24 protein-coding genes are annotated in these 25,193 nt (G+C 64.5%); 5 read left to right on the top strand and 19 right to left on the bottom strand.

The genetic code is table 11. From position 1 onward, the window contains the following. Window positions 1-17 precede the first annotated feature (17 nt). The 3 genes from ntrC to dusB are packed head-to-tail and all read right to left on the bottom strand — an operon-like array spanning window position 18 to window position 3,603. Window positions 18-1,469: a nitrogen regulation protein NR(I) gene (ntrC, locus tag AC07Y0_RS07170; RefSeq protein WP_498675886.1), complete on the bottom strand. Its 1,452-nt coding sequence runs from the start codon at window positions 1,467-1,469 to the stop codon at window positions 18-20. After that, entirely contained in the window at window positions 1,466-2,602 is a 1,137-nt protein-coding gene (locus AC07Y0_RS07165) for a two-component system sensor histidine kinase NtrB (RefSeq protein WP_498675884.1), read from the bottom strand. The genes ntrC and AC07Y0_RS07165 overlap by 4 nt, the downstream gene beginning before the upstream one ends. Then, window positions 2,599-3,603 carry a tRNA dihydrouridine synthase DusB gene (dusB, locus tag AC07Y0_RS07160; protein WP_498675882.1) on the bottom strand — a complete coding sequence of 335 codons (1,005 nt, stop codon included), beginning with the start codon at window positions 3,601-3,603 and terminating at the stop codon, window positions 2,599-2,601. Before dusB ends, AC07Y0_RS07165 begins: the two co-directional genes overlap by 4 nt. Before the next feature lie 171 nt (window positions 3,604-3,774). On the opposite strand from dusB, the gene AC07Y0_RS07155 reads away from it, so the two are divergent. From AC07Y0_RS07155 to AC07Y0_RS07145, 3 genes are read left to right on the top strand one after another with little or no spacing between them, the layout of a single operon-like run. After that, window positions 3,775-4,986, top strand: coding sequence for a bifunctional 2-C-methyl-D-erythritol 4-phosphate cytidylyltransferase/2-C-methyl-D-erythritol 2,4-cyclodiphosphate synthase (locus AC07Y0_RS07155; RefSeq protein ID WP_498675881.1), 1,212 nt, complete (start codon window positions 3,775-3,777; stop codon window positions 4,984-4,986). Then, window positions 4,983-5,480 (top strand): CinA family protein, encoded by a 498-nt coding sequence (locus AC07Y0_RS07150; RefSeq protein WP_498675879.1) that lies wholly within the window; start codon window positions 4,983-4,985, stop codon window positions 5,478-5,480. Before AC07Y0_RS07155 ends, AC07Y0_RS07150 begins: the two co-directional genes overlap by 4 nt. A 10-nt stretch (window positions 5,481-5,490) precedes the next feature. After that, window positions 5,491-6,753 carry a family 8 glycosyl hydrolase gene (locus AC07Y0_RS07145; protein ID WP_498675877.1) on the top strand — a complete coding sequence of 421 codons (1,263 nt, stop codon included), beginning with the start codon at window positions 5,491-5,493 and terminating at the stop codon, window positions 6,751-6,753. A 14-nt stretch (window positions 6,754-6,767) separates the two neighbouring features. On the opposite strand, the gene AC07Y0_RS07140 is transcribed toward AC07Y0_RS07145, so the two are convergent. The 15 genes from AC07Y0_RS07140 to AC07Y0_RS07070 form a co-directional block, all read right to left on the bottom strand. Next, window positions 6,768-7,217 (bottom strand): type II toxin-antitoxin system RatA family toxin, encoded by a 450-nt coding sequence (locus AC07Y0_RS07140; RefSeq protein ID WP_454286812.1) that lies wholly within the window; start codon window positions 7,215-7,217, stop codon window positions 6,768-6,770. Between the two features lie 9 nt (window positions 7,218-7,226). Then, window positions 7,227-7,796 carry an AAA family ATPase gene (locus tag AC07Y0_RS07135; protein ID WP_498675875.1) on the bottom strand — a complete coding sequence of 190 codons (570 nt, stop codon included), beginning with the start codon at window positions 7,794-7,796 and terminating at the stop codon, window positions 7,227-7,229. Between the two features lie 199 nt (window positions 7,797-7,995). Beyond that, window positions 7,996-8,961, bottom strand: coding sequence for a lipoyl synthase (lipA, locus tag AC07Y0_RS07130; protein ID WP_498675872.1), 966 nt, complete (start codon window positions 8,959-8,961; stop codon window positions 7,996-7,998). Window positions 8,962-9,162: 201 nt separating this feature from the next. Further along, on the bottom strand, window positions 9,163-9,417 hold the full coding sequence (locus tag AC07Y0_RS07125; protein WP_498675869.1) for a GlsB/YeaQ/YmgE family stress response membrane protein: 255 nt from the start codon (window positions 9,415-9,417) through the stop codon (window positions 9,163-9,165). Window positions 9,418-9,485: 68 nt separating this feature from the next. Beyond that, window positions 9,486-10,931, bottom strand: coding sequence for a dihydrolipoyl dehydrogenase (lpdA, locus tag AC07Y0_RS07120; protein ID WP_498675866.1), 1,446 nt, complete (start codon window positions 10,929-10,931; stop codon window positions 9,486-9,488). Between the two features lie 76 nt (window positions 10,932-11,007). Then, window positions 11,008-11,247 carry an HP1242/YdcH family protein gene (locus AC07Y0_RS07115; RefSeq protein WP_498675864.1) on the bottom strand — a complete coding sequence of 80 codons (240 nt, stop codon included), beginning with the start codon at window positions 11,245-11,247 and terminating at the stop codon, window positions 11,008-11,010. Window positions 11,248-11,340: 93 nt separating this feature from the next. Then, the gene (locus AC07Y0_RS07110; RefSeq protein ID WP_498675863.1) at window positions 11,341-11,979 is read right to left on the bottom strand and encodes an SGNH/GDSL hydrolase family protein; all 639 of its coding nucleotides are present in this window, start codon (window positions 11,977-11,979) and stop codon (window positions 11,341-11,343) included. After that, a complete protein-coding gene (locus tag AC07Y0_RS07105) occupies window positions 11,976-12,443 on the bottom strand; it encodes a hypothetical protein (RefSeq protein ID WP_498675861.1) in 468 nt (155 codons plus the stop codon). Before AC07Y0_RS07105 ends, AC07Y0_RS07110 begins: the two co-directional genes overlap by 4 nt. 14 nt (window positions 12,444-12,457) lie before the next feature. Beyond that, complete coding sequence (locus AC07Y0_RS07100) at window positions 12,458-13,798, bottom strand: pyruvate dehydrogenase complex dihydrolipoamide acetyltransferase (RefSeq protein ID WP_498675859.1); 1,341 nt, start codon at window positions 13,796-13,798, stop codon at window positions 12,458-12,460. A 15-nt stretch (window positions 13,799-13,813) separates the two neighbouring features. Continuing rightward, on the bottom strand, window positions 13,814-15,193 hold the full coding sequence (locus tag AC07Y0_RS07095) for a pyruvate dehydrogenase complex E1 component subunit beta (RefSeq protein WP_498675857.1): 1,380 nt from the start codon (window positions 15,191-15,193) through the stop codon (window positions 13,814-13,816). A 15-nt stretch (window positions 15,194-15,208) separates the two neighbouring features. After that, window positions 15,209-16,255 carry a pyruvate dehydrogenase (acetyl-transferring) E1 component subunit alpha gene (pdhA, locus tag AC07Y0_RS07090; protein ID WP_454746041.1) on the bottom strand — a complete coding sequence of 349 codons (1,047 nt, stop codon included), beginning with the start codon at window positions 16,253-16,255 and terminating at the stop codon, window positions 15,209-15,211. A gap of 145 nt (window positions 16,256-16,400) precedes the next feature. Next, entirely contained in the window at window positions 16,401-16,721 is a 321-nt protein-coding gene (locus tag AC07Y0_RS07085; protein ID WP_454746042.1) for an FtsB family cell division protein, read from the bottom strand. A 143-nt stretch (window positions 16,722-16,864) separates the two neighbouring features. Beyond that, window positions 16,865-18,139 carry a phosphopyruvate hydratase gene (gene eno / locus AC07Y0_RS07080; RefSeq protein WP_498675855.1) on the bottom strand — a complete coding sequence of 425 codons (1,275 nt, stop codon included), beginning with the start codon at window positions 18,137-18,139 and terminating at the stop codon, window positions 16,865-16,867. A gap of 175 nt (window positions 18,140-18,314) precedes the next feature. Further along, window positions 18,315-19,163 carry a 3-deoxy-8-phosphooctulonate synthase gene (kdsA, locus tag AC07Y0_RS07075; protein ID WP_498675853.1) on the bottom strand — a complete coding sequence of 283 codons (849 nt, stop codon included), beginning with the start codon at window positions 19,161-19,163 and terminating at the stop codon, window positions 18,315-18,317. After that, entirely contained in the window at window positions 19,160-20,053 is an 894-nt protein-coding gene (locus AC07Y0_RS07070; RefSeq protein ID WP_498675852.1) for a VOC family protein, read from the bottom strand. The genes kdsA and AC07Y0_RS07070 overlap by 4 nt, the downstream gene beginning before the upstream one ends. Before the next feature lie 250 nt (window positions 20,054-20,303). On the opposite strand from AC07Y0_RS07070, the gene lexA reads away from it, so the two are divergent. Then, the gene (lexA, locus tag AC07Y0_RS07065) at window positions 20,304-21,011 is read left to right on the top strand and encodes a transcriptional repressor LexA (RefSeq protein ID WP_498675850.1); all 708 of its coding nucleotides are present in this window, start codon (window positions 20,304-20,306) and stop codon (window positions 21,009-21,011) included. Here lexA and AC07Y0_RS07060 read toward each other — a convergent pair. Then, window positions 20,992-23,544, bottom strand: a complete 2,553-nt coding sequence (locus AC07Y0_RS07060; RefSeq protein ID WP_498675848.1) for a ComEC/Rec2 family competence protein — start codon at window positions 23,542-23,544, stop codon at window positions 20,992-20,994. The two genes, lexA and AC07Y0_RS07060, sit on opposite strands and share 20 nt — an antisense overlap. Window positions 23,545-23,827: 283 nt before the next feature. Here AC07Y0_RS07060 and gltA point away from each other — a divergent pair, with 283 nt between their 5' ends. Beyond that, window positions 23,828-25,117, top strand: coding sequence for a citrate synthase (gltA, locus tag AC07Y0_RS07055; protein ID WP_498675846.1), 1,290 nt, complete (start codon window positions 23,828-23,830; stop codon window positions 25,115-25,117). Window positions 25,118-25,193 lie beyond the last annotated feature (76 nt).

Raw genomic sequence — 25,193 nt, 5'->3', positions numbered from 1 at the left:
CGGGCTTCGCCGGCTTGTCAAGCCGACCGGGAACTGCGGTAGACCGAGACGCCCAACTCGCGGATTTTCTTGCGAAGCGTATTGCGGTTGAGCCCGAGCAGATCGGCGGCCTTGATCTGGTTGCCGCGGGTCGCCGTCAGCGCTGCGAGAATCAGCGGATACTCCACTTCCGTCAGCACCCGTTCATAGAGACCGGACGGCGGAAGCGCGTCGCCGAAGCCGGCGAAATAGGTCCGCATGTTCTCCTCGACCGACTGGGCGATCGTCATCGGACCGGACGGAACGCCGGCCTTGGCGATCGGGCTGTCGGAAATGTCGGAGCGCAGTTCCTGGTCGACGATCTCGCGCGAAATGACGTCCTGCGGATAGAGCGCCATCAGACGACGCACGACGTTTTCCAGCTCGCGCACATTGCCCGGCCAGGAATAGGACTTCAGCACTTCCAGCGCTTCCTGGTCGAAACGCTTCGGATCGAGGCCTTCCTTTTCGCCCTGCTGGATGAAATGGCGCACCAGGTCGGGAATGTCCTCGGCCCGGTCGCGCAGCGGCGGCAGCCGGAGCGGCACGACATTCAGGCGATAATACAGGTCCTCGCGGAACAGGCCCTGGTTGATCGACTGCTTGAGATCCTTGTTGGTTGCCGCCACGATGCGCACGTCGGTGCGGATCGGTGTGCGGCCGCCGACGGTCGTATATTCCCCCTGCTGCAGCACGCGCAGCAGCCGCGTCTGGGCATCCATCGGCATGTCGCCGATCTCGTCGAGGAACAGGGTGCCGCCCTCGGCCTGTTCGAAGCGGCCGGTGGAGCGGTTCTGCGCGCCGGTGAAGGCGCCCTTCTCGTGGCCGAACAGCTCGGATTCGATCAGGTCGCGCGGGATCGCCGCCATGTTGATGGCGACGAACGGGCCGTTGCGACGCTTGCCGTAGTCGTGCAGCGCGCGGGCCACCAGTTCCTTGCCGGTGCCCGACTCACCGGTGATCATCAGCGTCAGGTCGGTCTGCATCAGGCGCGCCAGCACGCGGTAGATTTCCTGCATGGCGGCGGAGCGGCCGACCAGCGGCATGCCGTCCTGCGTATCGTCGTCGAGCCGTGCCGGCTTCTTCTTCGGCTCGGCGAGCGCGCGCCCGATGATGGCGATCAGCTCGGTCAGGTCGAACGGCTTCGGCAGGTAGTCGTAGGCGCCCTTCTCCGACGCCTTGATCGCCGTCATGAAGGTGTTCTGCGCACTCATCACCAGGACAGGCAGGTCTGGTCGTGCCTTCTTGATGCGCGGCAGCAGATCGAAGGCGTTCTCATCCGGCATGACGACGTCGGTCACCACAAGGTCGCCCTCGCCGGCCGAAATCCACCGCCACAGCGTCGCCGCGTTGGAGGTGATGCGGACATCGTAGCCGGCCCGCGTGAGTGCCTGGTTGAGGACCGTGCGGATGGCGGCGTCGTCGTCCGCGACAAGAATCGTGGCAGTCATCGGGTGCTTCCTGTGGAGTTCGCCGGAAAGGAGTCGTCGAGCGCGATGTCCTTGGAGACGGGCATCAGCACGCGGAACGTGGTTCGGTTGGCCTGGCTTTCGCATTCGACGATGCCGCCATGGCCGTCGATGATCTTGGCCACCAGCGCCAGCCCCAGGCCGGAGCCGTTGGTCTTGGTGGTGATGAACGGATCGAACAGGTGCGGCAGCAGGTCGGACGGGACGCCCGGACCGTTGTCGTGCACGCAAAATTCGAGCGGCAGCGAGATCTTCTCGCGCGTGCCCGCCACCGATAGCCGGATGCCCGGCCGATAGGCGGTGGTCAGCTGGATTTCGCCGTCCGGGCGCTCCCCGATCGCCTCGGCCGCATTCTTGATGAGGTTGAGGAACACCTGCACCAGCTGGTCGCGGTTGGCGTACACCGCCGGCAGCGAGGGGTCATAGTTCTCGGTGATCTTGATATGCCGGGCGAAGCCGGCCTTGGCGATCGCCTTCACATGATCGAGCACCGAATGGATGTTGAGCGCGATCCGATCGACCGGACGCTCGTCGGAAAACACTTCCATGCGGTCGACCAGCGAGACGATGCGGTCGGTCTCGTCGCAGATCAGCCGGGTAAGCGGTCGGTCCTCGTCCGGCACCGAGGTCTCGAGAAGCTGGGCAGCACCCCGGATGCCCGAGAGCGGGTTCTTGATCTCATGCGCCAGCATGGAGGCAAGGCCGGTCACAGAGCGGGCCGCGGTGCGGTGGGTCAACTGCCGGTCGATCTTGTCGGCCATCGAGCGTTCCTGCAGCACCACGACGACGCTGCCGGGCTGGCTGAGCACGGGGGCGACATAGAGGTCGACCAGCTTCTCCTGGCCAAGCCGCGGCGAGCTGAGGTCGACGCGGTATTCGTTCACCGGGGCGCGGCGCTCGCGCACCTGCTCGATCAGCGCCAAAAGCGGACTGCCGAAGGGAATGAAGGTCGAGATGCGGTAGCGCCGCAGATGGCTGGCACTCGCGCCGAAGAAGGCCTCGGCCTCCCAGTTGGCAAAGGCGATGTGTCCGTCGGAATCGACCATGACGACCGGATGCTGAATGGCGTTCAGCACCGCCATGGCCAAGCCGTTGCTCAGGTTTTCCTCGGTCATGCAGCCTCCCGCCGGCGATCCGTGTCCAGTGCGGAATCCGCCAGGCATCGTGCCAGAGCCTTCGAAACGAAGGCCGGATCCCGGGATGTCATGATTTCCGCCTTTTGCGCGGCCGGAACATCCGGCGCAAAGCGCTCCAGATACCAGCCGACATGTTTTCGCGCGTGTCTGACCCCGACATCGGCGCCATAGTGCTCGAGCATCGCTTCATAATGCCCGGCGGCCAACTCGGGGATCTCGCAGCGATCCGGTCCCGCATGGCCGGCGACCCAGCCGGCATGCCACGGCCGTCCCTGGCAGGCGCGGCCGACCATCACCGCATCGGCGCCCGAACGGCGGCGGATCTCCTCGGCATCCTCGCGGGTCTCGACATCGCCATTGGCGACGAGCGGCACGGAGATCACGTCGCGCACGGCGGCGATCGCATCCCAGTCGGCCCGCCCCTCGTAGAACTGCATGCGCGTGCGGCCATGCACGATGATCATCTGCACGCCGGCCGCCTGGGCACGGGCGGCGATCTCCGGCGCGTTCAACGAGTTCTCGTCCCAGCCGAGGCGCATCTTTAGCGTCACGGGAACCTTGACGGCCCGAACCGTCGCCTCGACCAGCGACAGGGCGTGATCGGGATCACGCATCAGCGCGGAACCCGAATAACCGCCGATCACCTTCTTTGCCGGGCACCCCATGTTGATGTCGATGATGTCGGCGCCGTTGGCCTCGGCGATCCGCGCGGCCTCCGCCATCCAGTGGGCCTCCCGGCCGGCAAGCTGGACCATGTGCGGCGTCAGTCCCGCGCCTTTGAGACGCGACCAGGATTCGGCCGCGTTGTGCACCAGTTCCTTGCTGGCAACCATCTCGGTCACGACCAGACCGGCGCCAAAACGCCAGGCGAGCTGCCGGAACGGCAAATCGCTCACACCGGACATCGGAGCCAGGATCACGCGATTGCGGATCGCGATCGGACCGATCTCGAACGGTGACTGCAGTGCGCTTGAACTCAATTGATTATCTTTCAGGCATTCGAGGTATATGCACGATTTTTAGCCATTAAATACCGCCTTGCCAAGGGCTTTCCTCGGGCCTGCAACTAAATTCGAACGGATGCTGGAAAATCGATCGGGCAGCCGGTAGACCACACCCACGAGTTTTCCATGTCAAGGCCGGACACTGCAATGCAGCAATGCACGAATACAGCCATCGGCATCATCATCGTCGCCGCGGGACGCGGCGAGCGTGCCGGCTCATCTGTGGAGGGGCCCAAACAATACAGGCGAATCGGCGGAAAGCCGGTGATCGTCCATACACTGGAGCGATTTATTGCCTGGCCGAAGACCGCAAGGATCGTCGCGGTCATTCATCCCGACGATACCGGACTTTTCGAGGATGCGCGGAACGGCTTGTCCGGCGGCGCGGCGATCGATGTATTTTTCGGCGGCAGGACGCGCCAGCAGTCGGTGCTGGCGGGCCTGAGGGCGCTGTCGGGCTCCGGCATCACCCATGTGATGATCCACGACGCCGTGCGCCCCTTTTTCGACGCGGACCTGCTCGAACGGATCGCCGCGGGCATCGAAGCCGGCGAGACCTGCCTTCTGCCCGCCATGCCGGTGACCGATACGCTGAAGCGCGGCGATGCGGCGGGGCTGGTCGTCGAGACCGTGCCGCGCGCGGGTCTGTTCGGCGCCCAGACGCCGCAGACCTTCTCCTTTCGCGAGATCCTTGCGGCCCACGAGGCCGCCGCGACCTCCGGGTTGGACGATTTTACCGACGATGCCTCGATCGCCGAATGGGCGGGCCTGCCGGTCCGCCTGGTCGAAGGCTCGCCCGACAATGTGAAACTGACGCTGCAGAGAGATATCGCCATGGCCGATGCCAAGCTCACCCGCCAGAGCCTCCCGGACGTGCGCACCGGAAACGGCTATGACGTGCACCAGCTCGTGCCGGGCGACGGGGTGACACTGTGCGGCATCTTCATCCCGCACGATCAGGCGCTGAAGGGCCATTCCGATGCGGATGTCGCCCTGCATGCGCTGACCGATGCGCTGCTCGCCACCTGCGGCGCCGGCGACATCGGCGACCATTTTCCACCCTCCGATCCGCAGTGGAAGGGAGCGCCGTCGCGCATCTTCCTCGAACATGCCGCTGCGATCGTCCGTAAGGCCGGCGGCACCATTATGAACGCCGACATCTCGCTGATCGCCGAGGCGCCGAAGATCGGCCCGCACCGCCAGGCCATGCGCGAGAAGCTGGCCGAGGTGCTGGCCATTTCGCTCGATCGCTGCTCGGTCAAGGCGACGACCAACGAGACCATCGGCTTCGTCGGCCGCCGCGAGGGCATCGCCGCGATCGCCACCGCAACCGTCGTCTTTGCAGGAGACGTCCCATGAGCCTCTATCCGGCCGACATCGAAGCCATGGCGGCCCGGATCATTGCCGTTTTCGGTGCGCGCAGGCTGACGCTTGCCACGGCCGAATCCTGCACCGGCGGCCTGATCGTCGGCGCGCTCACGGAAATTGCCGGCTCGTCCACCGTCGTCGATCGCGGCTTCGTCACCTATTCCAACCAGGCCAAGATCGACCTGCTCGGCGTCAACCCCGAGACGCTGGAGCGCTGCGGAGCCGTGTCGCGACAAACGGCCAAGGAGATGGTCGAGGGCGCCCTGACCCGCTCGGGTTGCGATGTGACCGTGGCGGTCACCGGCATTGCCGGTCCGGGCGGCGGCACGGAGGAAAAGCCCGTCGGGCTGGTCCATCTGTCGGCCGGATCGCGCCTCGGGCCCCTCCTCCACCGCGAAATGCGCTACGGCGACCTTGGCCGCTCGGAGATTCGCCTCGCGACGGTTCGCACCGCGCTTGAGATGTTGCTCGAAGCGGCGGGCTGAGATGGCCGGGATGCGCTGGATCGCGGAGACTGCCCGGACCGTGCTGAAGGTCGCCCTGGCGCTCTGCCTGATGGCGTCGGCTGCGCCGGCCGCATCCTCGCCCTATACCCCGGGGTCCATTGCGCCGTCAGCCGACCAGGCGACGCTCAATCGAGCACTCGCGGAATTCTACAGCCAGTGGAAGTCGATCTATCTGCGCGAAGGCTGCGGCGAAGGCCGCGTGCTGGTGCGCACCGACGGCGACGGCAAGCCAACCTATGGCGGCTCGGCCAAGGCGACCATCACGGTCTCCGAGGCCCATGGCTACGGCATGCTCGCAACAGTGATGATGGCGGATGTCGACGCCGACGCCCATCGGCTGTTCGACGGCATGCTGCGCTTCTTCCACGACCATCCGGCCCGCTCCGATCCGGGCCTCATGGCCTGGAACCAGGTGGCGGACTGCACGGATGCCGGCGAGGACGTCGGGGGCTCCAACAGCGCGACCGACGGCGATCTCGACATCGCCTATGCACTGCTGCTGGCCGAGCGCCGCTGGGGCAACGGCGGCACGTTCGACTATGGCGCCGAGGCGCGGCGCGTGCTCACCGCCATCCTCGCCCATGAAGTCAATCAGCCGGGCAATATCCTGTTGATCGGCGACTGGGCGAAGTCCGGCGACGACGCGACCTATGCCGCGACGACCCGCTCATCCGACTTCATGCAGTCGCACTTCGCCGCCTTTGCCGAACGCACGGGCGACCGGCGCTGGCTCGACCTGCGCGACGCGATCTATGGCGTCATCGCCACTGTCGGCCAGAAGTACTCCCCCCGCACCGGCCTCATGCCCGATTTCATCGTCGGCCTGCCGGACAAGCCGAAACCCGCACCGGCCGGCTTTCTCGAAGGCGACCATGACGGCGCCTATTCCTGGAACGCCGCGCGTTATCCCTGGCGGGTCGGCCTGGACTTCCTGCTGACCGGCGACGAGCGGGCGCTGAAGGCGCTCCGCCCGCTGAACGCCTGGGCAAGAGAGGCGACCAAGGGAAAACCGGAGCGCTTCGCCGACACCTATCGGCTGAACGGCAAACCGGTGCCCGACGCCGGCCACGACCAGATGGCCTTCGTCTCCATGCTCGCGGTATCCGCCATGATCGATGCCGACAACCAGGACTGGCTCGACGCCCTGTGGGCCGCGATGGAGAAGAAGCCGGTGGCCGAGGAGGACTATTTCGGCAATACGCTGAAACTGATGGCGATGATCGCCGTCACCGGCCACTGGGCCAAGCCCTGATCCGCTGGTCGCAGTCAGTCGGTGTAGATCTTGTCGGCCCGGGTCTCGAAGGCTTCGGCGAACATGCGGAACGCGCGGTCGAACATCGAGCCCATCAGCGCGCCGAGAATGCGGTTCTTGAACTCGTAGTCGATGAAGAAATGCACCGAGCAACCGCCGTCGCGCGCCATCTCGAAGCGCCAGCGATTGTCGAGATAGCGGAACGGCCCCTCGATATACTTGACGTCGATGGCGAGTTCCGCCGGGTTCAGCAGCACCTGGGTGGTGAATGTCTCGCGGATCGCCTTGTAGCCGACCGTCATGTCGGCGACCAGCAACTCCTTGCCGTCGCGCTCGCGCCGCGAACGGATGGTCAGTGCCTCGCACAGCGGCAGGAACTCCGGATAGCGTTCCACATCGGCGACGAGAGCGTACATCCGTTCGGGAGAATGCTTGACGGGGCGGCGGGTTTCGAATTGCGGCATGCGCGAGAGCTAATGTCGCCCGTCGAGATTGGCAAGTAGCGCGCGGCTTTCGCCACGCGATTTCAACACCAGAAGCGGAATTTCTCCTTCATATGCCGCCAGCCTCTCGACAATCCGCGGCGCCGAGTCGCGTTCGAAATGCCAGACATAGCGGAGAAATTCTGGCGAAATCCGCTCCGGGCAGCCCTCCGCCATTTCCGGGCGGGTGCGCCCGGCATAGCGGAACCAGCGCGTGACGATGCCGTAGAGTGACACGTGGCGCGGCGGACGCAGCCAGATCACCAGGTCGGCGCGCGCCAGGCGCTCCGGCAGCGTGCGCGGGCTCGTCCCGTCCATCACCCAGCGCGGCAAGGCGACGAATTCTGCGATCCGCCGGTTGGCATCCTCGCGCGGCCGCGCCTGCCAGCCCGGCAACCAGAACACGTCCCGGTCCATCGAGACGTAGTGCAACCCGAAGCGCTCGGCGAGCGCCCGCGCCAGCGTGCTCTTGCCGCTGCCCGAACAGCCGATCACCAGGATGCGCGCGGCACCCGGCAGAAGCCGCACCGCCTCGGCCCTGTCTATTTCACGGGATGCCATTCAAGATATCACCAGACTTGTGCCGCACCGGAGTTTTCGGACGCTGTAACAGGCCTTGGCGACACATCCGTGACCGTTTCGAGCCGCGCTGACGACAACAGCCGACAATCCCGACCATCGGTCCAGACGCACCAACACTGGCAGTCCGACGAACGAGTGTCAGGCAGACCGATCCAGCGTCGTTCGGCCGGCCTATCGACTATCGTGTGGCCCAGAGTTTCTCGCGATTGGCCTTCAACCGTGCAAAATCGTCGCCGGCATGATGCGACGAGCGCGTCAGCGGGCTGGCCGACACCATCAGGAAGCCCTTGGCATAGGCGACCGTCTCGTAGGACTTGAATTCGTCCGGCGTGACGAAGCTCATCACCTTGTGGTGCTTGCGGGTCGGCTGCAGGTACTGGCCGATCGTCAGGAAGTCGACATCGGCGACGCGCAGGTCGTCCATCAGTTGCAGCACTTCGTTGCGCTCCTCGCCAAGGCCGACCATGATGCCGGACTTGGTGAACATGGTCGGGTCGAGTTCCTTGACCCGCTGCAGAAGCCGGATCGAGTGGAAGTAGCGTGCGCCTGGACGCACCGTCAGGTAGTTGCCCGGCACGGTCTCGAGATTGTGGTTGAAGACGTCGGGCTTGGCGGCGGCGACTCGTTCGAGAGCACCGGGCTTCTTCAGGAAGTCGGGCGTCAGGATCTCGATCGTCGTTTCCGGCGACGCCGCGCGGATGGCGAAGATCACCTTCTCGAAATGTTCGGCGCCGCCGTCGTCCAGATCGTCGCGGTCGACCGAGGTGATGACCACGTGGGAAAGGCCCATCTGCTTCACCGCCTTGGCGACGTTTTCCGGTTCGGCCATGTCCAGCGCATTCGGCTTGCCCGTCGCGACATTGCAGAAGGCGCAGGCGCGCGTGCAGATCTCGCCCATGATCATGAAGGTGGCGTGCTTCTTGTCCCAGCACTCACCGATGTTCGGGCAGCCCGCCTCCTCGCACACCGTGACGAGCTTGTTGTCCTTCACGATCGACCGCGTCTCGGCATAACCCTTGGAGGTCGGCGCCTTGACGCGGATCCATTCCGGCTTGCGCATCACCTCTGTATCCGGGCGATGGGCCTTTTCCGGATGCCGGACGCGGGCCTGCGGATCATTGATCTTGTCGAGAATGGTAACCACGTGTCGTTACTCCGCGCCGCTTCTGCCGGGCGCTCTTAGCATTGATGGCTGTGGGTGAAAACCAGCGTGTCGAGCGAGCCGTCGTGGCTCGGGCAGTTGTCCGCAGGCGCATGCGGTGCGGACATGACGGACAAAGCGCCTCGTCTGGCGATCCTCACAAACATGCCCTGCCCCTTCCCCTTTCGAGCGAGATCCGCCGCATCAGCGGCGAATGAGCTTGACCGCGTATAGCAGAAGGCTGGCGCCGACGAAGCTGGTCAGCAGGAAGCCGAGCCAGTCGCCCTGGACCATGATGCCGAAGCGCCGGAAGATCGCCGCGGCCACCACCGCGCCGACAATGCCGATGATGATGTTCATGATGATGCCGTAGCGCATGTCCAGGAACTTGCCCGCCATCCAGCCGGCAAAGCCGCCGACGATGATGGTCAGGAACCAGCCAATTTCAAACCCAGCCATTGCCTACTCCTTCGATTGAACAATCCCGCCCCCATATAGGCGGCGGGAACCGGCCCCACAACTCGCCTTTAGGCGTTGAGCGCCCTGCCATAGGCGTCGAGCACGCTTTCCTTCAGCGTCTCGGAAATGGTCGGATGCGGGAAGATCGTGTGCATGAGCTCTTCCTCGGTGGTTTCGAGGTTCATCGCCACGACAAACCCCTGGATCAGTTCCGTCACTTCCGCTCCGACCAGATGCGCGCCCAGCAGTTCGCCAGTCTTCTTGTCGAAGATCGTCTTGACCATGCCCTGGTCCTCGCCGAGCGCGATCGCCTTGCCGTTGGCGACGAAGGGGAAGCGGCCGACGCGGATGTCGCGGCCTTCCGCCTTCGCCTTGGCTTCGGTCAGGCCGACGGAGGCGACCTGCGGATTGCAGTAGGTGCAGCCGGGGATCTTGGCCTTGTCCATCGGATGGACATTCGGCAGACCGGCGATCTTCTCGACGCAGATGACGGCCTCGTGCTCCGCCTTGTGGGCCAGCATCGGCGGGCCGGCCACGTCGCCGATCGCATAGATGCCCGCGACGTTGGTCTTGCCGTAGCCGTCGATGGCGATGAAGCCGCGATCTGTCTTCACGCCGAGCGCTTCAAGCCCGATATTCTCGATATTGGCCTGGACGCCGACCGCCGAGATCATCCGGTCGGCGGTGATCTTCTCGACCGTTCCATCCTTCTTCTCGACATGGGCGGTGATGGAATTGGCGCCCTTCTCGACCTTGGCGACCTTGGCCTCCAGCAGGATCTTCATGCCCTGCTTGTCGAACTGCTTCTTGGCGAAGGCCGAGATCTCGGCATCCTCGACCGGCATGACCTGGCTCATCACCTCGACCACGGTCACGTCGACGCCCATGGTGCGGTAGAAGGAGGCGAATTCGATGCCGATGGCGCCCGATCCCATGACCAGCAGAGACTTCGGCATGGAGTCCGGGTTCATCGCCTCGAAATAGGTCCAGATCAGCTTGCCGTCCGGCTCGATGCCGGGCAGTGCGCGCGGGCGCGCGCCGGTGGCGACGATGATGTGCTTGGCGGTGTAGGTGCCTTCGCCCAGCGTGTTCTTCGGCAGGGGCGCCTGCGGCTGGACGATCGTCTTGGTGGTCTTGGAAACGACGACTTCGCCCGGCTTGGTCAGCTTCGCCTCGCCCCAGATGATGTCGACCTTGTTCTTCTTCATCAGGAAGCCGACGCCGCCGTTCATGCGCTCGGCGATGCCGCGCGAACGGGCGATGATGGCCTTCAGGTCCGGCGTGATCTTGCCTTCCAGCGTCAGGCCGTAGTTCTTGGCGTGTTCGGCGAGATGCAATACTTCCGCAGACCGGAGCAATGCCTTGGTCGGAATGCAGCCCCAGTTGGAGCAGATGCCGGCGAGGTGCTCGCGCTCGACGATCGCGGTCTTCAAGCCCAGCTGGGCGGCACGGATCGCGGCAATGTAGCCGCCGGGGCCGGAGCCGATAATGAGAACGTCATAGGCATTCGACACTGGTCTTCATCTCCTCTTTGACGGGCGGGCTCCACCTTCGAGGCGGAGCCCTTCCGGGGGATGAAGCCAGGCCGGATCAGGCCTTGGTCAGCATCCCGTAGATTTCATCCTTCAAAACCATGCGCTGCTTGCGCATCGTTTCCATCTCGACGTCACCGACGGGCTCCACTTCGGTTTCCGAACGATGGATGGCACGGTTCACGTCGCGATAATCCTCAAGCAACTTGGCAAAACGCTCGTCGCTCACCTTGAGCGCATGCATCTTGTCCGCATATTCCGGAAACTCGTCGTGGATTTCGTGCGGGGTATTCGACATTCGGTATCTCCTCTTGTGTCGGTCGATACCTGTAGACTATTCACCCGCAAACGCCACTCCCTTGATCTTGATCAACTTTCGCCGGGTATTCGGTCAGATCCCCAACAGCATGCGCACAACCGGTTCGATCCCGCGCCCGATCGCCCTTGTGTTGTCGGCATCGAGATGGATGCCGTCGAGCGGGCTGGTCTGCGACACCGAACCGGCATCGAAAAAGCCGCAACCGGCCTCGTCCGCGAGGTCGCGGTAGAAGCTCGCCAGCATCGCCGATTCGTCGAGCGCGCCGCGGAACATCGCGGCGAAATGCACGTTCGACGTCGCGCAGATCGGCGGCGGCGCAACGATCAGGATTTCCGGCACCTCGAAGCCAAAGCCCCAATCGTGGTGCCGGATCAGCTTGACCAGCCGGTCGATGCCCTTGGTGGCGCCGATGGCCGTGCCGGCGATGCCGCGCTTCATGTCGTTGGTGCCGAGCAGCAGGATCACCAGGTCCAGCGGCTTGTGGCTCTCCAGGACGCTCGGCAAAAGCTTCACGCCGTTGCGCTCCGCATCGGCGAGATGGTCGTCATAGGCGGTCGTGCGTCCGTTCAGGCCTTCGGCGATCACGTTGACCTGAGGCCCGAGCGCCGCACCGAGCACGCTCGGCCAGCGATCCGCAAACGCGTACCGACCGACCGTTTGCGGATCATATCCCCAGGTTAGGCTGTCGCCGTAGCAGAGCACGGTTTTCATACTACACCCCGCATCAAGCCGTCGTACCGATGAGCGCCCATGATCTTGAAAAACGCCCAATGCGCGACGGTCATGACCAGCCCCGGAATGAGCGCTCCGACGAGATACATTTTGTCGGAAGAGGAGCCCGCATCTGCATAGTTGTGATACATGCTGAGCAACCCCACGAACAAGACAATGGCGAAGCACAGCATCGCCAAATCGACAGCAACTCGCTTGGACGCCAGTTGGGCGAAGAAGGACAGCAGTCCCAACGCGACAGAGACCAGCGGTATGTTGACGATCACCAGGAAGAAGTCCTGATCTACGCCAGCCTCGTCACCGCCTTGTGGCGCAAGAACCATGGCCAATATCCAAAACGCCAATACTCCGGCAAGGCCGGCGAACAGCGCTGCACAAAACGACATCCCGAGAGAGCGCCTCAAGCGCACTCCCCAGGACAACGTTTTCTGCAAGTCGGCCACGTCCGCCTCCGCCCTTAGACGAGCATGCCCATCGGGTTCTCGATGTAGCGCTTGAAGGCGCCGAGCAGTTCGGCCCCGAGCGCGCCGTCGACGCAGCGATGGTCGGTCGACAGCGTCACCGACATGACATTGGCGATCTTCATCTCGCCGTTCTTCACCACCACCCGCTGCTCGCCCGCGCCGACCGCAAGGATCGTCGCATGCGGCGGATTGATGACGGCGGCGAACTGCTTGACGCCCATCATGCCCATGTTCGACACCGAGGTGGTGCCGCCCTGGTATTCTTCCGGCTTCAGCTTGCGGTCCTTGGCGCGCTTGCCCAGGTCCTTCATCTCGTTGGAGATCGCCGAAAGCGTCTTCAGCTCCGCATGCCGGATGATCGGCGTGATCAGGCCGCCCGGGATCGACACGGCGACGCCGACATCGGCGTGCTTGTGCTTGACCATGTTGGTCTCGGTCCAGGAGACGTTGGCATCCGGCACTTCCGTCAGCGCCATGGCCATCGCCTTGATGATCATGTCGTTGACCGAAAGCTTGTAGGCCGGTGCGCCTTCCTTGCGGGGGGCGGCGTCGTTGAGCTGGGCGCGCAACGCCAGCAGCGCATCGAGCTCGCAATCGACGGTGACGTAGAAATGCGGGATCGTCTGCTTCGACTCGACCAGCCGCTTGGCGATGGTCTTGCGCATGCCGTCATGCGGCACGAGTTCGTAGGAACCCGGCTCGAACAGCTTGAGCACGGCCTCTTCCGATGCACCCTTGGCCATGGCCGGTGCAGCTGCAGCCGGCGCTGCGGCAGACGCCGCCGTCGGCGCAGCCTTGGCGCCACCGCCGGCAACCGCCTTCTCGACGTCGCTTTTGACGACGCGGCCATGCGGACCGGAACCCGACACGGCAGACAGCTCAAGACCCGCTTCCTTGGCCAGGCGACGGGCGAGCGGCGAGGCAAACACGCGCTCGCCGGACTTGGCGACGGGTGCCGGCGTCGAAGGCGCCGGTGCCTTGTCGGTGATCGGTGCAGACACGGCAGGTGCCGCTTCCGTCTTGGCCGGCGCAGCCTCGGCCTTGGCCGGTGCGGCAGAACCGCCGCCGGCCGCGGCGGCCGCGACGTCTTCGCCGTCAGCCGCGAGAATGGCGATCAGGGCATTGACCTTGACCCCTTCCGTGCCGGCCGGGACGACGAGCTTGGCGACCGTGCCTTCATCGACGGCTTCGACTTCCATCGTCGCCTTGTCGGTCTCGATCTCGGCGATCACGTCCCCCGACTTGACCTTGTCGCCTTCCTTGACCAGCCACTTGGACAGATTGCCCTCTTCCATGGTCGGGGAGAGTGCCGGCATCGTAATGTTGATCGGCATGTGCTGACCCTCCCGTTACTTGTAGCAGACGGTTTTGACCGCCTCGACCACTTCGCCGACATTCGGCAGAGCGAGCTTTTCGAGATTGGCGGCGTAAGGCATCGGAACATCCTTGCCGGCGATCGTCAGGATCGGCGCATCGAGATAGTCGAAGGCCTGCTGCATGACGCGGGTGGCGATTTCCGTACCGACCGACGACTGCGGATAGCCTTCTTCGACGGTGACCAGGCGGCCGGTCTTCTTCACCGATTCGATGACGGTCGGCAGGTCCATCGGGCGGATGGTGCGAAGGTCGATGATCTCGACGTCGATGCCGTCCTTGGCCAGTTCCTCGGCCGCCTTGACCGCATAGGTCATGCCGATGCCGAACGAGACGATGGTCGCATCCTTGCCCACCTTGTGGACCCGCGCCTTGCCGATCGGCAGGACGAAATCATCCAGTTTCGGCACCTCGAACGAGTGACCGTAGAGGATCTCGTTCTCCAGGAAGATGACCGGGTTCGGATCACGGATCGCCGCCTTCAACAGACCCTTGGCGTCGGCCGCCGTATAGGGCTGGACGACCTTGAGGCCGGGGATATGGCTGTACCAGGCGGCATAGTCCTGGCTGTGCTGGGCACCGACGCGGGCGGCTGCCCCGTTCGGACCGCGAAACACGATCGGCGCGCCCATCTGGCCGCCCGACATGTAGAGCGTCTTGGCGGCCGAGTTGATGATCTGGTCGATCGCCTGCATCGCGAAGTTGAAGGTCATGAACTCGACGATCGGCCGCAGGCCGGCCATGGCCGCGCCGACGCCGACGCCGGCAAAGCCGTGCTCGGTGATCGGCGTGTCGACGACGCGCTTGGCGCCGAATTCCTGCAGCAGGCCTTGGGTGATCTTGTAGGCGCCCTGATATTCGGCGACTTCTTCACCCATGATGAAGACGTCCGGATTGGCGCGCATTTCCTCGGCCATGGCCTCGCGCAGCGCTTCACGCACCGTCATCGTCACCATCTCCGTGCCGGCAGGAACGTCCGGATCGGCGGCGATGGCGGCGACCGGCGCGGCAGGAACCGGGGCCGACGCAGCCGGAGCCGGGGCAACTGCGGCCGGAGCCGGAGCAACTTCCGCAGGCGCCGCCTTGGGGGCGGCGACATCCGAGGCGCTTTCGCCGTCCTGCAACAGGATGGCGATCGGCGTATTGACCTTGACGCCTTCGGTGCCGGCGGCGATCAGCAGCTTGCCGAGCACACCTTCATCGACGGCTTCCACTTCCATGGTCGCCTTGTCGGTCTCGATCTCGGCGATCACGTCGCCGGACTTGACGGCGTCGCCTTCCTTCTTGATCCACTTGGAAAGCGTGCCTTCCTCCATCGTCGGAGAGAGGGCGGGCATGAGAATTTCGATCGGCATGGGTTCCCTCCCCGATTACAGAAGAATGTCGGTGTAGAGCTCGGATACATCCGGCTCCGGATCGGCCTGGGCGAAATCGGCCGAGTCGGCGACGATGTCGCGGACGTCCTTGTCGATCGCCTTCAGCTCGTCCTCGCTCGCCCAGCCCTTTTCGAGCAGGCGCGCACGCACCTGTTCGATGGGATCGTGTTCGGAGCGCATCTTCTGCACCTCGTCCTTGGAGCGATACTTCGCCGGGTCGGACATGGAGTGGCCGCGATAGCGGTAGGTCATCATTTCGAGGATGACCGGGCCCTTGCCGGTGCGGCAATATTCGGCGGCCTGTTCGGCAGCCGCCCTGACGGCACGCACGTCCATGCCGTCGACCTGGAGGCCCGGAATGTTGAAGGCGAGGCCGCGCTGGGCGAAATTGGTCTGGGCCGAGGCGCGCGACACCGAGGTGCCCATGGCGTAGCGGTTGTTCTCGATCACGTAGATGACCGGCAGCTTCCACAGCTCGGCCATGTTGAAGCTCTCGTAGACCTGGCCCTGGTTGGCCGCGCCGTCGCCGAAATAGGCGACCGAGATCTGGCCGTTGTCGCGGTAGCGGTTGGCGAAGGCCAGACCGGTGCCGAGCGACACCTGCGCGCCGACGATGCCGTGGCCGCCGTAGAAGTTCTTCTCCTTGGAGAACATGTGCATCGAGCCGCCCTTGCCCTTGGACAAGCCGCCACGACGCCCGGTCAGCTCGGCCATGACGCCGCGCGCACTCATGCCGCAGGCCAGCATGTGGCCGTGATCACGGTAACCGGTGATGACCTGGTCGCCGTCTTTCAGCGCCATCTGCATGCCGACGACGACGGCCTCCTGGCCGATATAGAGGTGACAGAAGCCGCCGATGAAGCCCATGCCGTAGAGCTGGCCGGCCTTTTCCTCGAAACGCCGGATCAGCAGCATTTCGCGATAGGCCTTCAGTTCGGTATCGCGATCGAACTCGGCGATCGCTCCTTCGCTGAAGTCCTTCTTGGCTGGCTTGGCCGTAGTCTTGCGACCGGTAACAGTCGCGGCTTTTCGCGGCGCCATTCATCCCTCCCTAGGGTTATGTCGGATCTTTGCTGGGCAGCAGAATAGGCAAGAAAGGCGCGCTGGGCAATGCCATAAATGCATGGCTCTTATTCAATCTATCCGATTGAAAAAGAACGAAAATTTCAGATTAACCGGATTTCGGTTAATTCAGATAGCTGTCAAATATGACGATTTCGTCCGGCCGCGACATGTTGAGCTGGTACCGCGCCTTCTCGTCCATCATGTCACGCTCAAGCGAGCCGTCGCTCAGCAGCTGGACCTGGCGTTCCAGACGCTCACGACGCCCGACCAGCTCGGCAAGCTCGGCGCTTCGCGCGATGCGCTGCCGCTCGAAATCCTGCGCCGCGCGCAGGCCGTAGTCGCCATGCAGGGAATGATAACCGAAATAGGAGAGAAACGCGACAGTGACGGCAGGGAGAATGAGACGACCGAATTTTCTCTTCTTGTGATGCCTGGTCCACATGCGGATGATGCCTTGAAACGCAAAACTATGGTTTCAAATTATCGGCGATAGCTTAACCGATCGTTGACCGTAACGGCCCGGCCAAGAAAAAAGCCGCGTCCCTTTCGGAACGCGGCCCTGGATGGCGATGCGATCGGGGTCGATCAGGCGCGCAGGATCGAGGTGCCAGCGTAGCGGGCCTGCGGGCCGAGCATTTCTTCGATGCGGATCAGCTGGTTGTACTTTGCCAGACGGTCCGAACGCGACAGCGAGCCGGTCTTGATCTGGCCGCAGTTGGTGGCGACGGCGAGGTCGGCGATCGTCGAGTCCTCGGTTTCGCCCGAGCGGTGCGACATGACGGCGGTGTAGCCGGCCTTGTGCGCCGTTTCGACCGCGTCGAGCGTTTCCGTCAGCGAGCCGATCTGGTTGACCTTGACGAGGATGGAGTTGGCCACACCCATCTTGATGCCGTCGCGCAGGCGGGACGAATTGGTGACGAACAGGTCGTCGCCGACCAGCTGGCACGAATTGCCGATCTTGTCGGTCAGCGCCTTCCAGCCGTCCCAGTCGTCCTCGGCCATGCCATCCTCGATCGAGATGATCGGATACTTGGCGGCCAGTTCGGCGAGATAGTCGGCCATGGCTTCCGGCTCGAGCGTGCGGCCCTCGCCTTCCATCACATACTTGCCGTCCTTGAAGAACTCGGTCGAGGCGCAGTCGAGCGCGAGATAGATGTCTTCGCCCGGCCGGTAGCCGGCCTTCTCGATCGACTTCATGATGAAGTCGAGCGCTTCCGGCGCGCTCTTCAGGCCCGGTGCGAAACCACCTTCGTCGCCGACATTGGTGTTGTGGCCCTGGGCCGCCAGTTCCTTGCGCAGCGTGTGGAAGACTTCCGAACCCATGCGCACGGCGTCGCGCATATTGTCGGTGCCGACCGGCATGATCATGAATTCCTGGAAGTCGATCGGATTGTCGGCATGCGCGCCGCCATTGATGATGTTCATCATCGGCACGGGCAGCAGATGAGCGTTGGGGCCGCCGACATAGCGATAGAGCGGCAGGCCGGTGGCTTCGGCGGCGGCCTTGGCGATGGCGAGCGAAACGCCGAGGATGGCATTGGCGCCGAGGCGCGACTTGTTCGCCGTGCCGTCCAGTTCGATCATCAGATTGTCGATCTGGATCTGGTTTTCGGCCTCGAGACCGCCGATCGCGTCGAATATCTCGGTATTGACGGCCTCGACGGCCTTTTCGACGCCCTTGCCGAGATAGCGGCTGCCGCCGTCACGCAGTTCGACGGCTTCGTGCGCGCCGGTCGAGGCGCCCGACGGAACGGCCGCACGGCCCATGCTGCCGTCTTCGAGATAGACATCGACCTCGATGGTCGGATTGCCGCGGCTGTCGAGAATTTCGCGGCCGATAATGTCGGTGATGGCAGTCATGGGAGCCTCCCTGCTTTTGGGTGGGGATTGAGGATGGCCTGTCTTAATCGATGATGCGGAAAATACAATGGCAGCTGCATGACAGAAGCCGAAAGGCAATGCCGACATTCGTCCCAATGCAAAACGCCGACCCAAGGGCCGGCGTCCACATGGATGATAGTCGCTTGATCGCGGGTCAGGCGGCCTTGGCGATCGCGTCGAAAGCCAGCAGCTTTTCCAGCAGGCGTTTCATCTGGCTGATCGGCACCATGTTCGGACCGTCCGACGGGGCATTGTCCGGATCCTGGTGAGTCTCGATGAACAGGCCGGCGACGCCGACGGCGACCGCGGCGCGCGCCAGCGTCTCGACGAATTCACGCTGGCCGCCCGAGGAGCCGCCCTGGCCACCCGGCTGCTGCACCGAATGGGTGGCGTCGAACACGACCGGAGCGCCCATGGCCGCCATGATCGGCAGCGCGCGCATGTCGGACACCAGCGTGTTGTAGCCGAAGGAGGCGCCGCGCTCGCACAGAAGCACGTTCGGATTGCCGCTGGCATTGATCTTGTTCAGCACGTTCTTCATGTCCCAGGGGGCGAGGAACTGGCCCTTCTTGACGTTGATCACGCGGCCGGTCTGAGCCGCGGCCACCAGAAGATCGGTCTGGCGGCACAAAAAGGCCGGGATCTGCAGGACGTCGACGGTCGGTGCGACCAGCCGGCAGTGCTCTTCGGTGTGCACGTCGGTCAGCACCGGGAATCCGTATTCCTTCTTGAGATCGGCAAAGACCTCCATCGCCTTTTCCAGGCCGATGCCGCGCTCGGCCGAAAGCGAGGTGCGGTTCGCCTTGTCGTAGGACGACTTGTAGACGAGGCCGATGCCCAGCTCGCGGCAGATTTCGGAAAGCTGGCCGGCGATCATGAAGGCATGGTCGCGGCTTTCCATCTGGCAGGGGCCGGCGATCAGCGAGAACCGCTTGGAATTGGAGAAGACCGCCTTGGCGGTGCCGTCACCGACGACGACTTCGGAATGGGTCGAATTGCTCATGAAACCTCCTCGAATGCGAAGGGCACGCCCTGCCCCGCCTCGTGCGGAACGATCAGGCGCGCGCCGCGGCGGCTGAATGCGATGCCCTTAGCAGCGAGAAGCCGCTCTGTCACGCCGATATCCGCAACCTTGACGACGATCAGCCGGCCCATGAGGCCGCGTCCGCGATTCTCGGTATCGAGCCCGAAATAGCCGGCAAGCCCGGCCGGCGTCAGCACCTCGATGGCGGCATTGGCCGATTGCAGCGACAGCCCGAAGGAATGCGCCTCGACCGCGCGCTGCTCGAACACTTCCTCCAGCAGATACTGGAAGTCGCTCGGATTGTCCTCGCCGAGCACGACGGTCGACAGGCCGAGCGCGCCGTTCTCGTGCCGCGCCAGTGCGCCGCGATCGGCCGGCAGCGGATTGACCCGCTCGCAGGCAAACAGGAAGAAGTCGGGTGCCCGTAGATCGGCGGCAAAGGCGAGCCTGAAGCCGCCCATAACCTCCGACCCGTCCGCCATCTTGAACACGCGTTCGAAATGCAGCATCGGGCCGCCGGAAAAGCCCTCGGCGACGAAACGCCGATGGTCCGCATCCCCATCCTCGGTCTTGACGACGATCGCCGACAGCCCTTCGAGGCCGTTGCGGAAACGGAACGCCTGGTCGCGCGCCACGAACATGTTGCCGGCCTTGGCCGCCGCCTCGCATTCCTCGCGGCTGGCGATCGCCAGCGGCTCGAGATAGGTGTCGTCGCCGAAGAACACGCAGGCATTCTCCGTGCCGAACGGATGGCGCGCATCGGGCGCCACGGTGAATCCGAGGTCGGTCAGGCGCCGGCGCGCCGCCTCGAGCGACTGGACCGGAAGGACGAGGTGGTCGAGACCCCGCGGCTTGTTCAGTTCGGACATACGACACCTCTCGTCGGCGGGAGTGATCGCGCGGAGATTTGCGCCATTTGATCCGGATTGGCAAGCTGGCGGCGCAAGTCGGATGTCCCTCGCGGCGCGCAGGACCACCCTGGCTCAGGTCTCGTCCAGGCCGTTTTGCAAAGATTTTCATTTCGCACTGCACACTTCACGGAATCTTAGGCACTTGCGGAACACAAATGGAACATATAGTGTATGTTCCGTATTTGTTTCACCAATTGGGGCTCCGAACATGCTGACGCGCAAGCAACAGGAACTGCTTCTGTTCATCCACGAACGGATGAAGGAATCGGGCGTTCCGCCCTCCTTCGACGAGATGAAGGACGCGCTCGACCTCGCCTCCAAGTCCGGCATCCACCGCCTGATCACGGCGCTGGAAGAACGCGGCTTCATCCGCCGCCTGCCCAACCGGGCCCGCGCGCTGGAGGTGATCAAGCTTCCGGAAGCCTATTCGCCGAGCCTGCAGCCGCGCCGCGGCTTCTCGCCCAGCGTCATCGAAGGCAGCCTCGGCAAGACGCCGCCCGTCGCGCCGAAGGCGGTCGAGGAGACGTCGAATTCGGTCAGCGTGCCCGTCATGGGCCGCATCGCCGCCGGCGTGCCGATCTCGGCGATCCAGAACAACACCCACGACATCAACGTGCCGGCCGAAATGCTCGGCGCCGGCGAGCACTATGCGCTCGAGGTCAAGGGTGATTCGATGATCGAGGCCGGCATCCTGGACGGCGACACGGTCATCATCCGCAACGCCTCCAACGCCAATCCCGGCGACATCATCGTCGCCCTCGTCGACGACGAGGAAGCGACGCTGAAGCGCTTCCGCCGCCGCGGCGCGTCGATCGCGCTGGAAGCCGCGAACCCGGCCTACGAGACCCGCATCTTCGGGCCCGACCGAGTGAAGATCCAGGGCAAGCTGGTCGGCCTCATCCGCCGCTATCACTGACATCCTCGGCGGCCGCAGGGCCGCCGGCATCACTGGCCGGTGTTGAGGCGAAGGTGCCGTCGGGTAAGGGAGCGGTCTGAAAGCTGTCGCTACGCCAGTCATAGAGACGATGGACGGACCACGGCCGATAGTCGCCGGAGAACGACGCGGTCACGCGCATCTCCCGTGCTTTTCGGTCTCCGAGCGAAAGCTCCACCGCGCCGCTGCGACGCAATGTCTCGGCCGTGAAAAGCCGGGCGCCCGAGCGGCAGGACTGAAAAGCCACCCGCCGCGCCGATACGACGACGTCGGCCACGTCACAGGCGCCGCCGACAAAGGCCGCTTCCTCCACCGTGACGATCGTCCATCCGCTGCCGAGCCGCGCCACGCACCAGTTCTTGCCTTCGCAGACAAACCGCCCCTCGCCCGCTTCCTTCAACGCGCCGCGCATGCGTTCGCGCGCTTTGCGCAGATCGTCCTCCGACCATTTTGGCGCCTGCTGGCCCGGCGGCATCGTCGGCGGCAGGGACTTGATCGGCGGCATGGCCGGCGCCGGTGCTTCCGCAGCCGGAAGACCGGCCGCCTTGCCGAGATCCGTCGGCCCGAGATGTTCGCCGGTTCCGAGTGCCGCCTGCCATTGCTCGAAGGTGAAGCGCGGCGGGCGCGTTCGGTTGGTGGCGAGGCCTTGCTGCGAGAGGCGAAGGCCGACGAGCCGGCCGTCCTCCGCGATTAGCACGTCGGCCGGGGGTGTGCCCGGCACCAGCGCCGCCGTCCCAATGACCGCCGCGAGCAGGAGCGAGCCGGCATGCCGGAGCCATGTGCGCAGCAGCGTCATCAGCAAGAGGCCGACCGCGGCGACCGGCAGGAACCAGCCTGGCATGCGGGTGAAGCCGATCGCCTCGCCCCAGCCGGCGACGCCATGGGCGATCACCAGCACCCATTCGAGCCCGATGCCCATCAGCAACAGGAACGGGGCGTCGAGGCCGAAGGGCATCAGCAGCATGGCGACCAGTCCGGCCGGCATCACCAGGATCGAGATGATCGGCATGGCGGCGAGATTGGCCTCCAGCCCGTGCGGCGCCAGCCGGTGGAAATGGGCGATGGCGAAGATCGCCGTCGACAGCCCACCGATCAGCGAGGTGAGGAAGGTGCCGGCCATCAGCTTGCCGCCCTCGCCGAGGAATCTCGCCCCCGGGAAGCTCAGCCTCAGGCCGGGGTTCCACCGTGGCCGGGCGCGCCATGCCGGATAGCCGGCGATGAGCGCCGCAGTCGCGGCGAACGACATCTGGAAGCTCGGTCCCATCACCGCCGACGGCGTGGTGGCGATGATGACGATCGCCGCCAGCGCCAGGTTGCGCAGGCTGATCGCCGGCCGGTCGAACAGGACGGCGACCAGCATGATCGCCGTCATCAGGAAGGCCCTCACGGCCGAGACCTGATAGCCCGAGATCATCAGATAGGCGAAGGCCGCGAGCAGCGCGCCCGCAGCGGCGATCTTCTTAATCGGGACGGCCTGGGCCAGCCTCGGCAACAGGCTGAGCACCATGCGCAGCCCGACGAAGAAGATGCCCGAGGCGAGCGCCATGTTGAGCCCCGAGATCGCCGTGATATGGGCAAGGCCCGAGAGACGCAGCGCCTCCGTCGCTTCCTTTGACATCGATCGCCGCTCGCCGGTGATGATCGAGGCGGCAAAGGCGCCCGGATCGCCGCCGATCACGCGGCGGATGCGCGTCGATATGCCGTCACGCACGGAAAACAGCTGCCGTTCGGTCGCCGCCCACAGGCTCTGCTCGCCCGGTCCGGGGCCCAGCCCGCGCGGCGCACCGAGGAAGAAGCCGACGGCGCCGATGCCGTCGAAATAGCTGGCGAAGGAAAAGTCGTTGAGGCCTGGAAGCGCCGGCCCGGACGGTGGCGACAGGCGGGCCCGTCCCGTCAGCAGGTCACCGAGCATCGCCGGCGATCCCTTGCCCCGCGCCAGCAGCGACACCCGCTCCGGAGCACGGCGCAGGGGCGGCTCTGCCGTCGACATCAGGCGCACGACATAACGCCACTCGCCGTTGGCGCCCGCCTCCCGCCGCTCGACCACCCCGGTCACCACCGTCGTGACGCCGCTGTCCAGCATGGTGGTGGCCCGGCGCCGCACCTCGAGATCGGCCAGCAGCATGCCGGCAAGCATGAGGGCGGCCGCCGTGGCAAGCCGGCAACCGGGCTGGTTGCGGCCAGCGAGCAGCATGCCGGCACACGTTGCGACGCAGCAGAGGACCGCCAGCGCGAGGGTCGGCGGCGGCTGCCCGAGGCAGAACCAGACGACGGCCCCAGCCCCCAGGAACACCGGAACGAAATGAAAGAAATGGCCGTGATCGTGCTCCCGCCTCAGCGCGGCTTCGAAGCCCTCTGCCGCCCGTTGCAGCCTTTCGCGGATGCGAACGGGCATGCCGGCTGTCGGCAGGCGTCGAGGCACGGTTTCCTGGGTCGCGACGAGCGCCGTCACCGGCGGCGGAAACGTGTCCGCCACCTCGGTCAGCACGACTTCCCGGTCGGCCAACTCCGTCACTTGCCGCCCCCCAAACGCCCTGCCGGGCGCCGATTCCACCGCCAATTCGAGGCGGTTTCCAAGACGACAAATCTAACAAGCTATGCGTGCGCGGAAAAGCATCTTCGCGCCTAAATTATTCAATCGATTTAACGCCGATTATTTCATCTCACGCCTGCTTTCGCGATGCACAATTTGCCCTTTGGATAGCTTGGCATTAACTTCCGGATCATATAGCTACATCCCTACGCTTAAACCCAAGGCGCCCTTTCGGACGCCTAACCGCCAATTCCGGAGGATTAGCATGACGGACAAAAGCGCTTCTTTGAAACTCGGGGAAAAGTCGGTCGACCTGGCCGTCAAGGGCGGCACGATCGGCCCGGACGTCATCGACATCGGCGCCCTGTACAAGCACACCGGCGCGTTCACCTACGACCCGGGCTTTACGTCCACGGCGTCCTGCGAATCCAAGATCACCTATATCGACGGCGATGAAGGCGTGCTGCTGCACCGCGGCTATCCGATCGAACAGCTGGCCGAGAAGGGCGACTTCCTCGAAGTCTGCTATCTGCTGCTCTACGGCGAACTGCCGACCGCAGCCCAGAAGAAGGACTTCGACTATCGCGTCACGCACCACACCATGGTGCACGAGCAGATGAGCAAGTTCTTCACCGGCTTCCGCCGCGACGCCCATCCGATGGCCGTCATGGTCGGCACCGTCGGCGCGCTGTCGGCCTTCTACCACGACTCGACCGACATCACCGATCCGCACCAGCGCATGGTCGCCTCGCTGCGCATGATCGCCAAGATGCCGACGATCGCCGCCATGGCCTTCAAGTACCACATTGGCCAGCCCTTCGTTTACCCGAAGAACAATCTCGACTACGCCGCCAACTTCCTGCACATGTGCTTCGCGGTTCCCTGCGACGAGTACAAGGTGAACCCGGTTCTGGCCCGTGCCATGGACCGCATCTTCATCCTGCACGCCGACCATGAGCAGAACGCCTCGACCTCGACCGTGCGTCTCGCCGGCTCGTCGGGCGCCAACCCGTTCGCCTGCATCGCGGCCGGCATCGCCTGCCTCTGGGGCCCTGCCCACGGCGGCGCCAACGAAGCAGCCCTCAACATGCTGCAGGAAATCGGCACCGTCGATCGTATCCCGGAATACATCGCCCGCGCCAAGGACAAGAACGACCCGTTCCGCCTGATGGGCTTTGGCCACCGCGTCTACAAGAACTACGACCCGCGCGCCAAGATCATGCAGAAGACCATGTACGAAGTGCTGGAAGCCACCGGCCATGCGGACGATCCGCTGATGCAGGTGGCGCTCGAGCTCGAGAAGATCGCGCTCAACGACCCCTACTTCAAGGAAAAGAAGCTCTACCCGAACGTCGACTTCTATTCCGGCATCACGCTGCGCGCGCTCGGCTTCCCCACGACCATGTTCACCGTTCTCTTCGCACTCGCCCGCACCGTCGGCTGGATCGCCCAGTGGAACGAAATGATCGAGGATCCGCAGCAGCGCATCGGTCGTCCGCGCCAGCTCTACACCGGCGCGCCGCAGCGCGACTACGTTCCGGTCACCAAGCGCTAAGCGCTTCGCAGATCGTTCTTATGCAAGGGCCGGCGGTTTTCCGCCGGCCCTTTTTCATTGCCAGAGCAAGCCGCCG

The sequence above is a fragment of the Allorhizobium sp. GW101-3B10 genome, from assembly GCF_059424725.1.
The sequence above is the reverse complement of the archived record's forward strand: the minus strand, read 5'-3'. Positions and strand labels throughout refer to the sequence as shown.

Coding starts and splice junctions, on each gene's coding strand:
- AC07Y0_RS07085 (WP_454746042.1), bottom strand. CDS start 16,721: ATGTGGACCAGGCATCACAAGAAGAGAAAATTCGGTCGTCTCATTCTC.
- AC07Y0_RS07150 (WP_498675879.1), top strand. CDS start 4,983: ATGAGCCTCTATCCGGCCGACATCGAAGCCATGGCGGCCCGGATCATT.
- gltA (WP_498675846.1), top strand. CDS start 23,828: ATGACGGACAAAAGCGCTTCTTTGAAACTCGGGGAAAAGTCGGTCGAC.
- kdsA (WP_498675853.1), bottom strand. CDS start 19,163: ATGAGCAATTCGACCCATTCCGAAGTCGTCGTCGGTGACGGCACCGCC.
- AC07Y0_RS07110 (WP_498675863.1), bottom strand. CDS start 11,979: ATGAAAACCGTGCTCTGCTACGGCGACAGCCTAACCTGGGGATATGAT.
- AC07Y0_RS07145 (WP_498675877.1), top strand. CDS start 5,491: ATGCGCTGGATCGCGGAGACTGCCCGGACCGTGCTGAAGGTCGCCCTG.
- AC07Y0_RS07125 (WP_498675869.1), bottom strand. CDS start 9,417: ATGGCTGGGTTTGAAATTGGCTGGTTCCTGACCATCATCGTCGGCGGC.
- eno (WP_498675855.1), bottom strand. CDS start 18,139: ATGACTGCCATCACCGACATTATCGGCCGCGAAATTCTCGACAGCCGC.
- AC07Y0_RS07070 (WP_498675852.1), bottom strand. CDS start 20,053: ATGTCCGAACTGAACAAGCCGCGGGGTCTCGACCACCTCGTCCTTCCG.
- ntrC (WP_498675886.1), bottom strand. CDS start 1,469: ATGACTGCCACGATTCTTGTCGCGGACGACGACGCCGCCATCCGCACG.
- AC07Y0_RS07115 (WP_498675864.1), bottom strand. CDS start 11,247: ATGTCGAATACCCCGCACGAAATCCACGACGAGTTTCCGGAATATGCG.
- AC07Y0_RS07140 (WP_454286812.1), bottom strand. CDS start 7,217: ATGCCGCAATTCGAAACCCGCCGCCCCGTCAAGCATTCTCCCGAACGG.
- pdhA (WP_454746041.1), bottom strand. CDS start 16,255: ATGGCGCCGCGAAAAGCCGCGACTGTTACCGGTCGCAAGACTACGGCC.
- lexA (WP_498675850.1), top strand. CDS start 20,304: ATGCTGACGCGCAAGCAACAGGAACTGCTTCTGTTCATCCACGAACGG.
- AC07Y0_RS07155 (WP_498675881.1), top strand. CDS start 3,775: ATGCAGCAATGCACGAATACAGCCATCGGCATCATCATCGTCGCCGCG.
- AC07Y0_RS07165 (WP_498675884.1), bottom strand. CDS start 2,602: ATGACCGAGGAAAACCTGAGCAACGGCTTGGCCATGGCGGTGCTGAAC.
- AC07Y0_RS07095 (WP_498675857.1), bottom strand. CDS start 15,193: ATGCCGATCGAAATTCTCATGCCCGCCCTCTCTCCGACGATGGAGGAA.
- AC07Y0_RS07100 (WP_498675859.1), bottom strand. CDS start 13,798: ATGCCGATCAACATTACGATGCCGGCACTCTCCCCGACCATGGAAGAG.
- AC07Y0_RS07135 (WP_498675875.1), bottom strand. CDS start 7,796: ATGGCATCCCGTGAAATAGACAGGGCCGAGGCGGTGCGGCTTCTGCCG.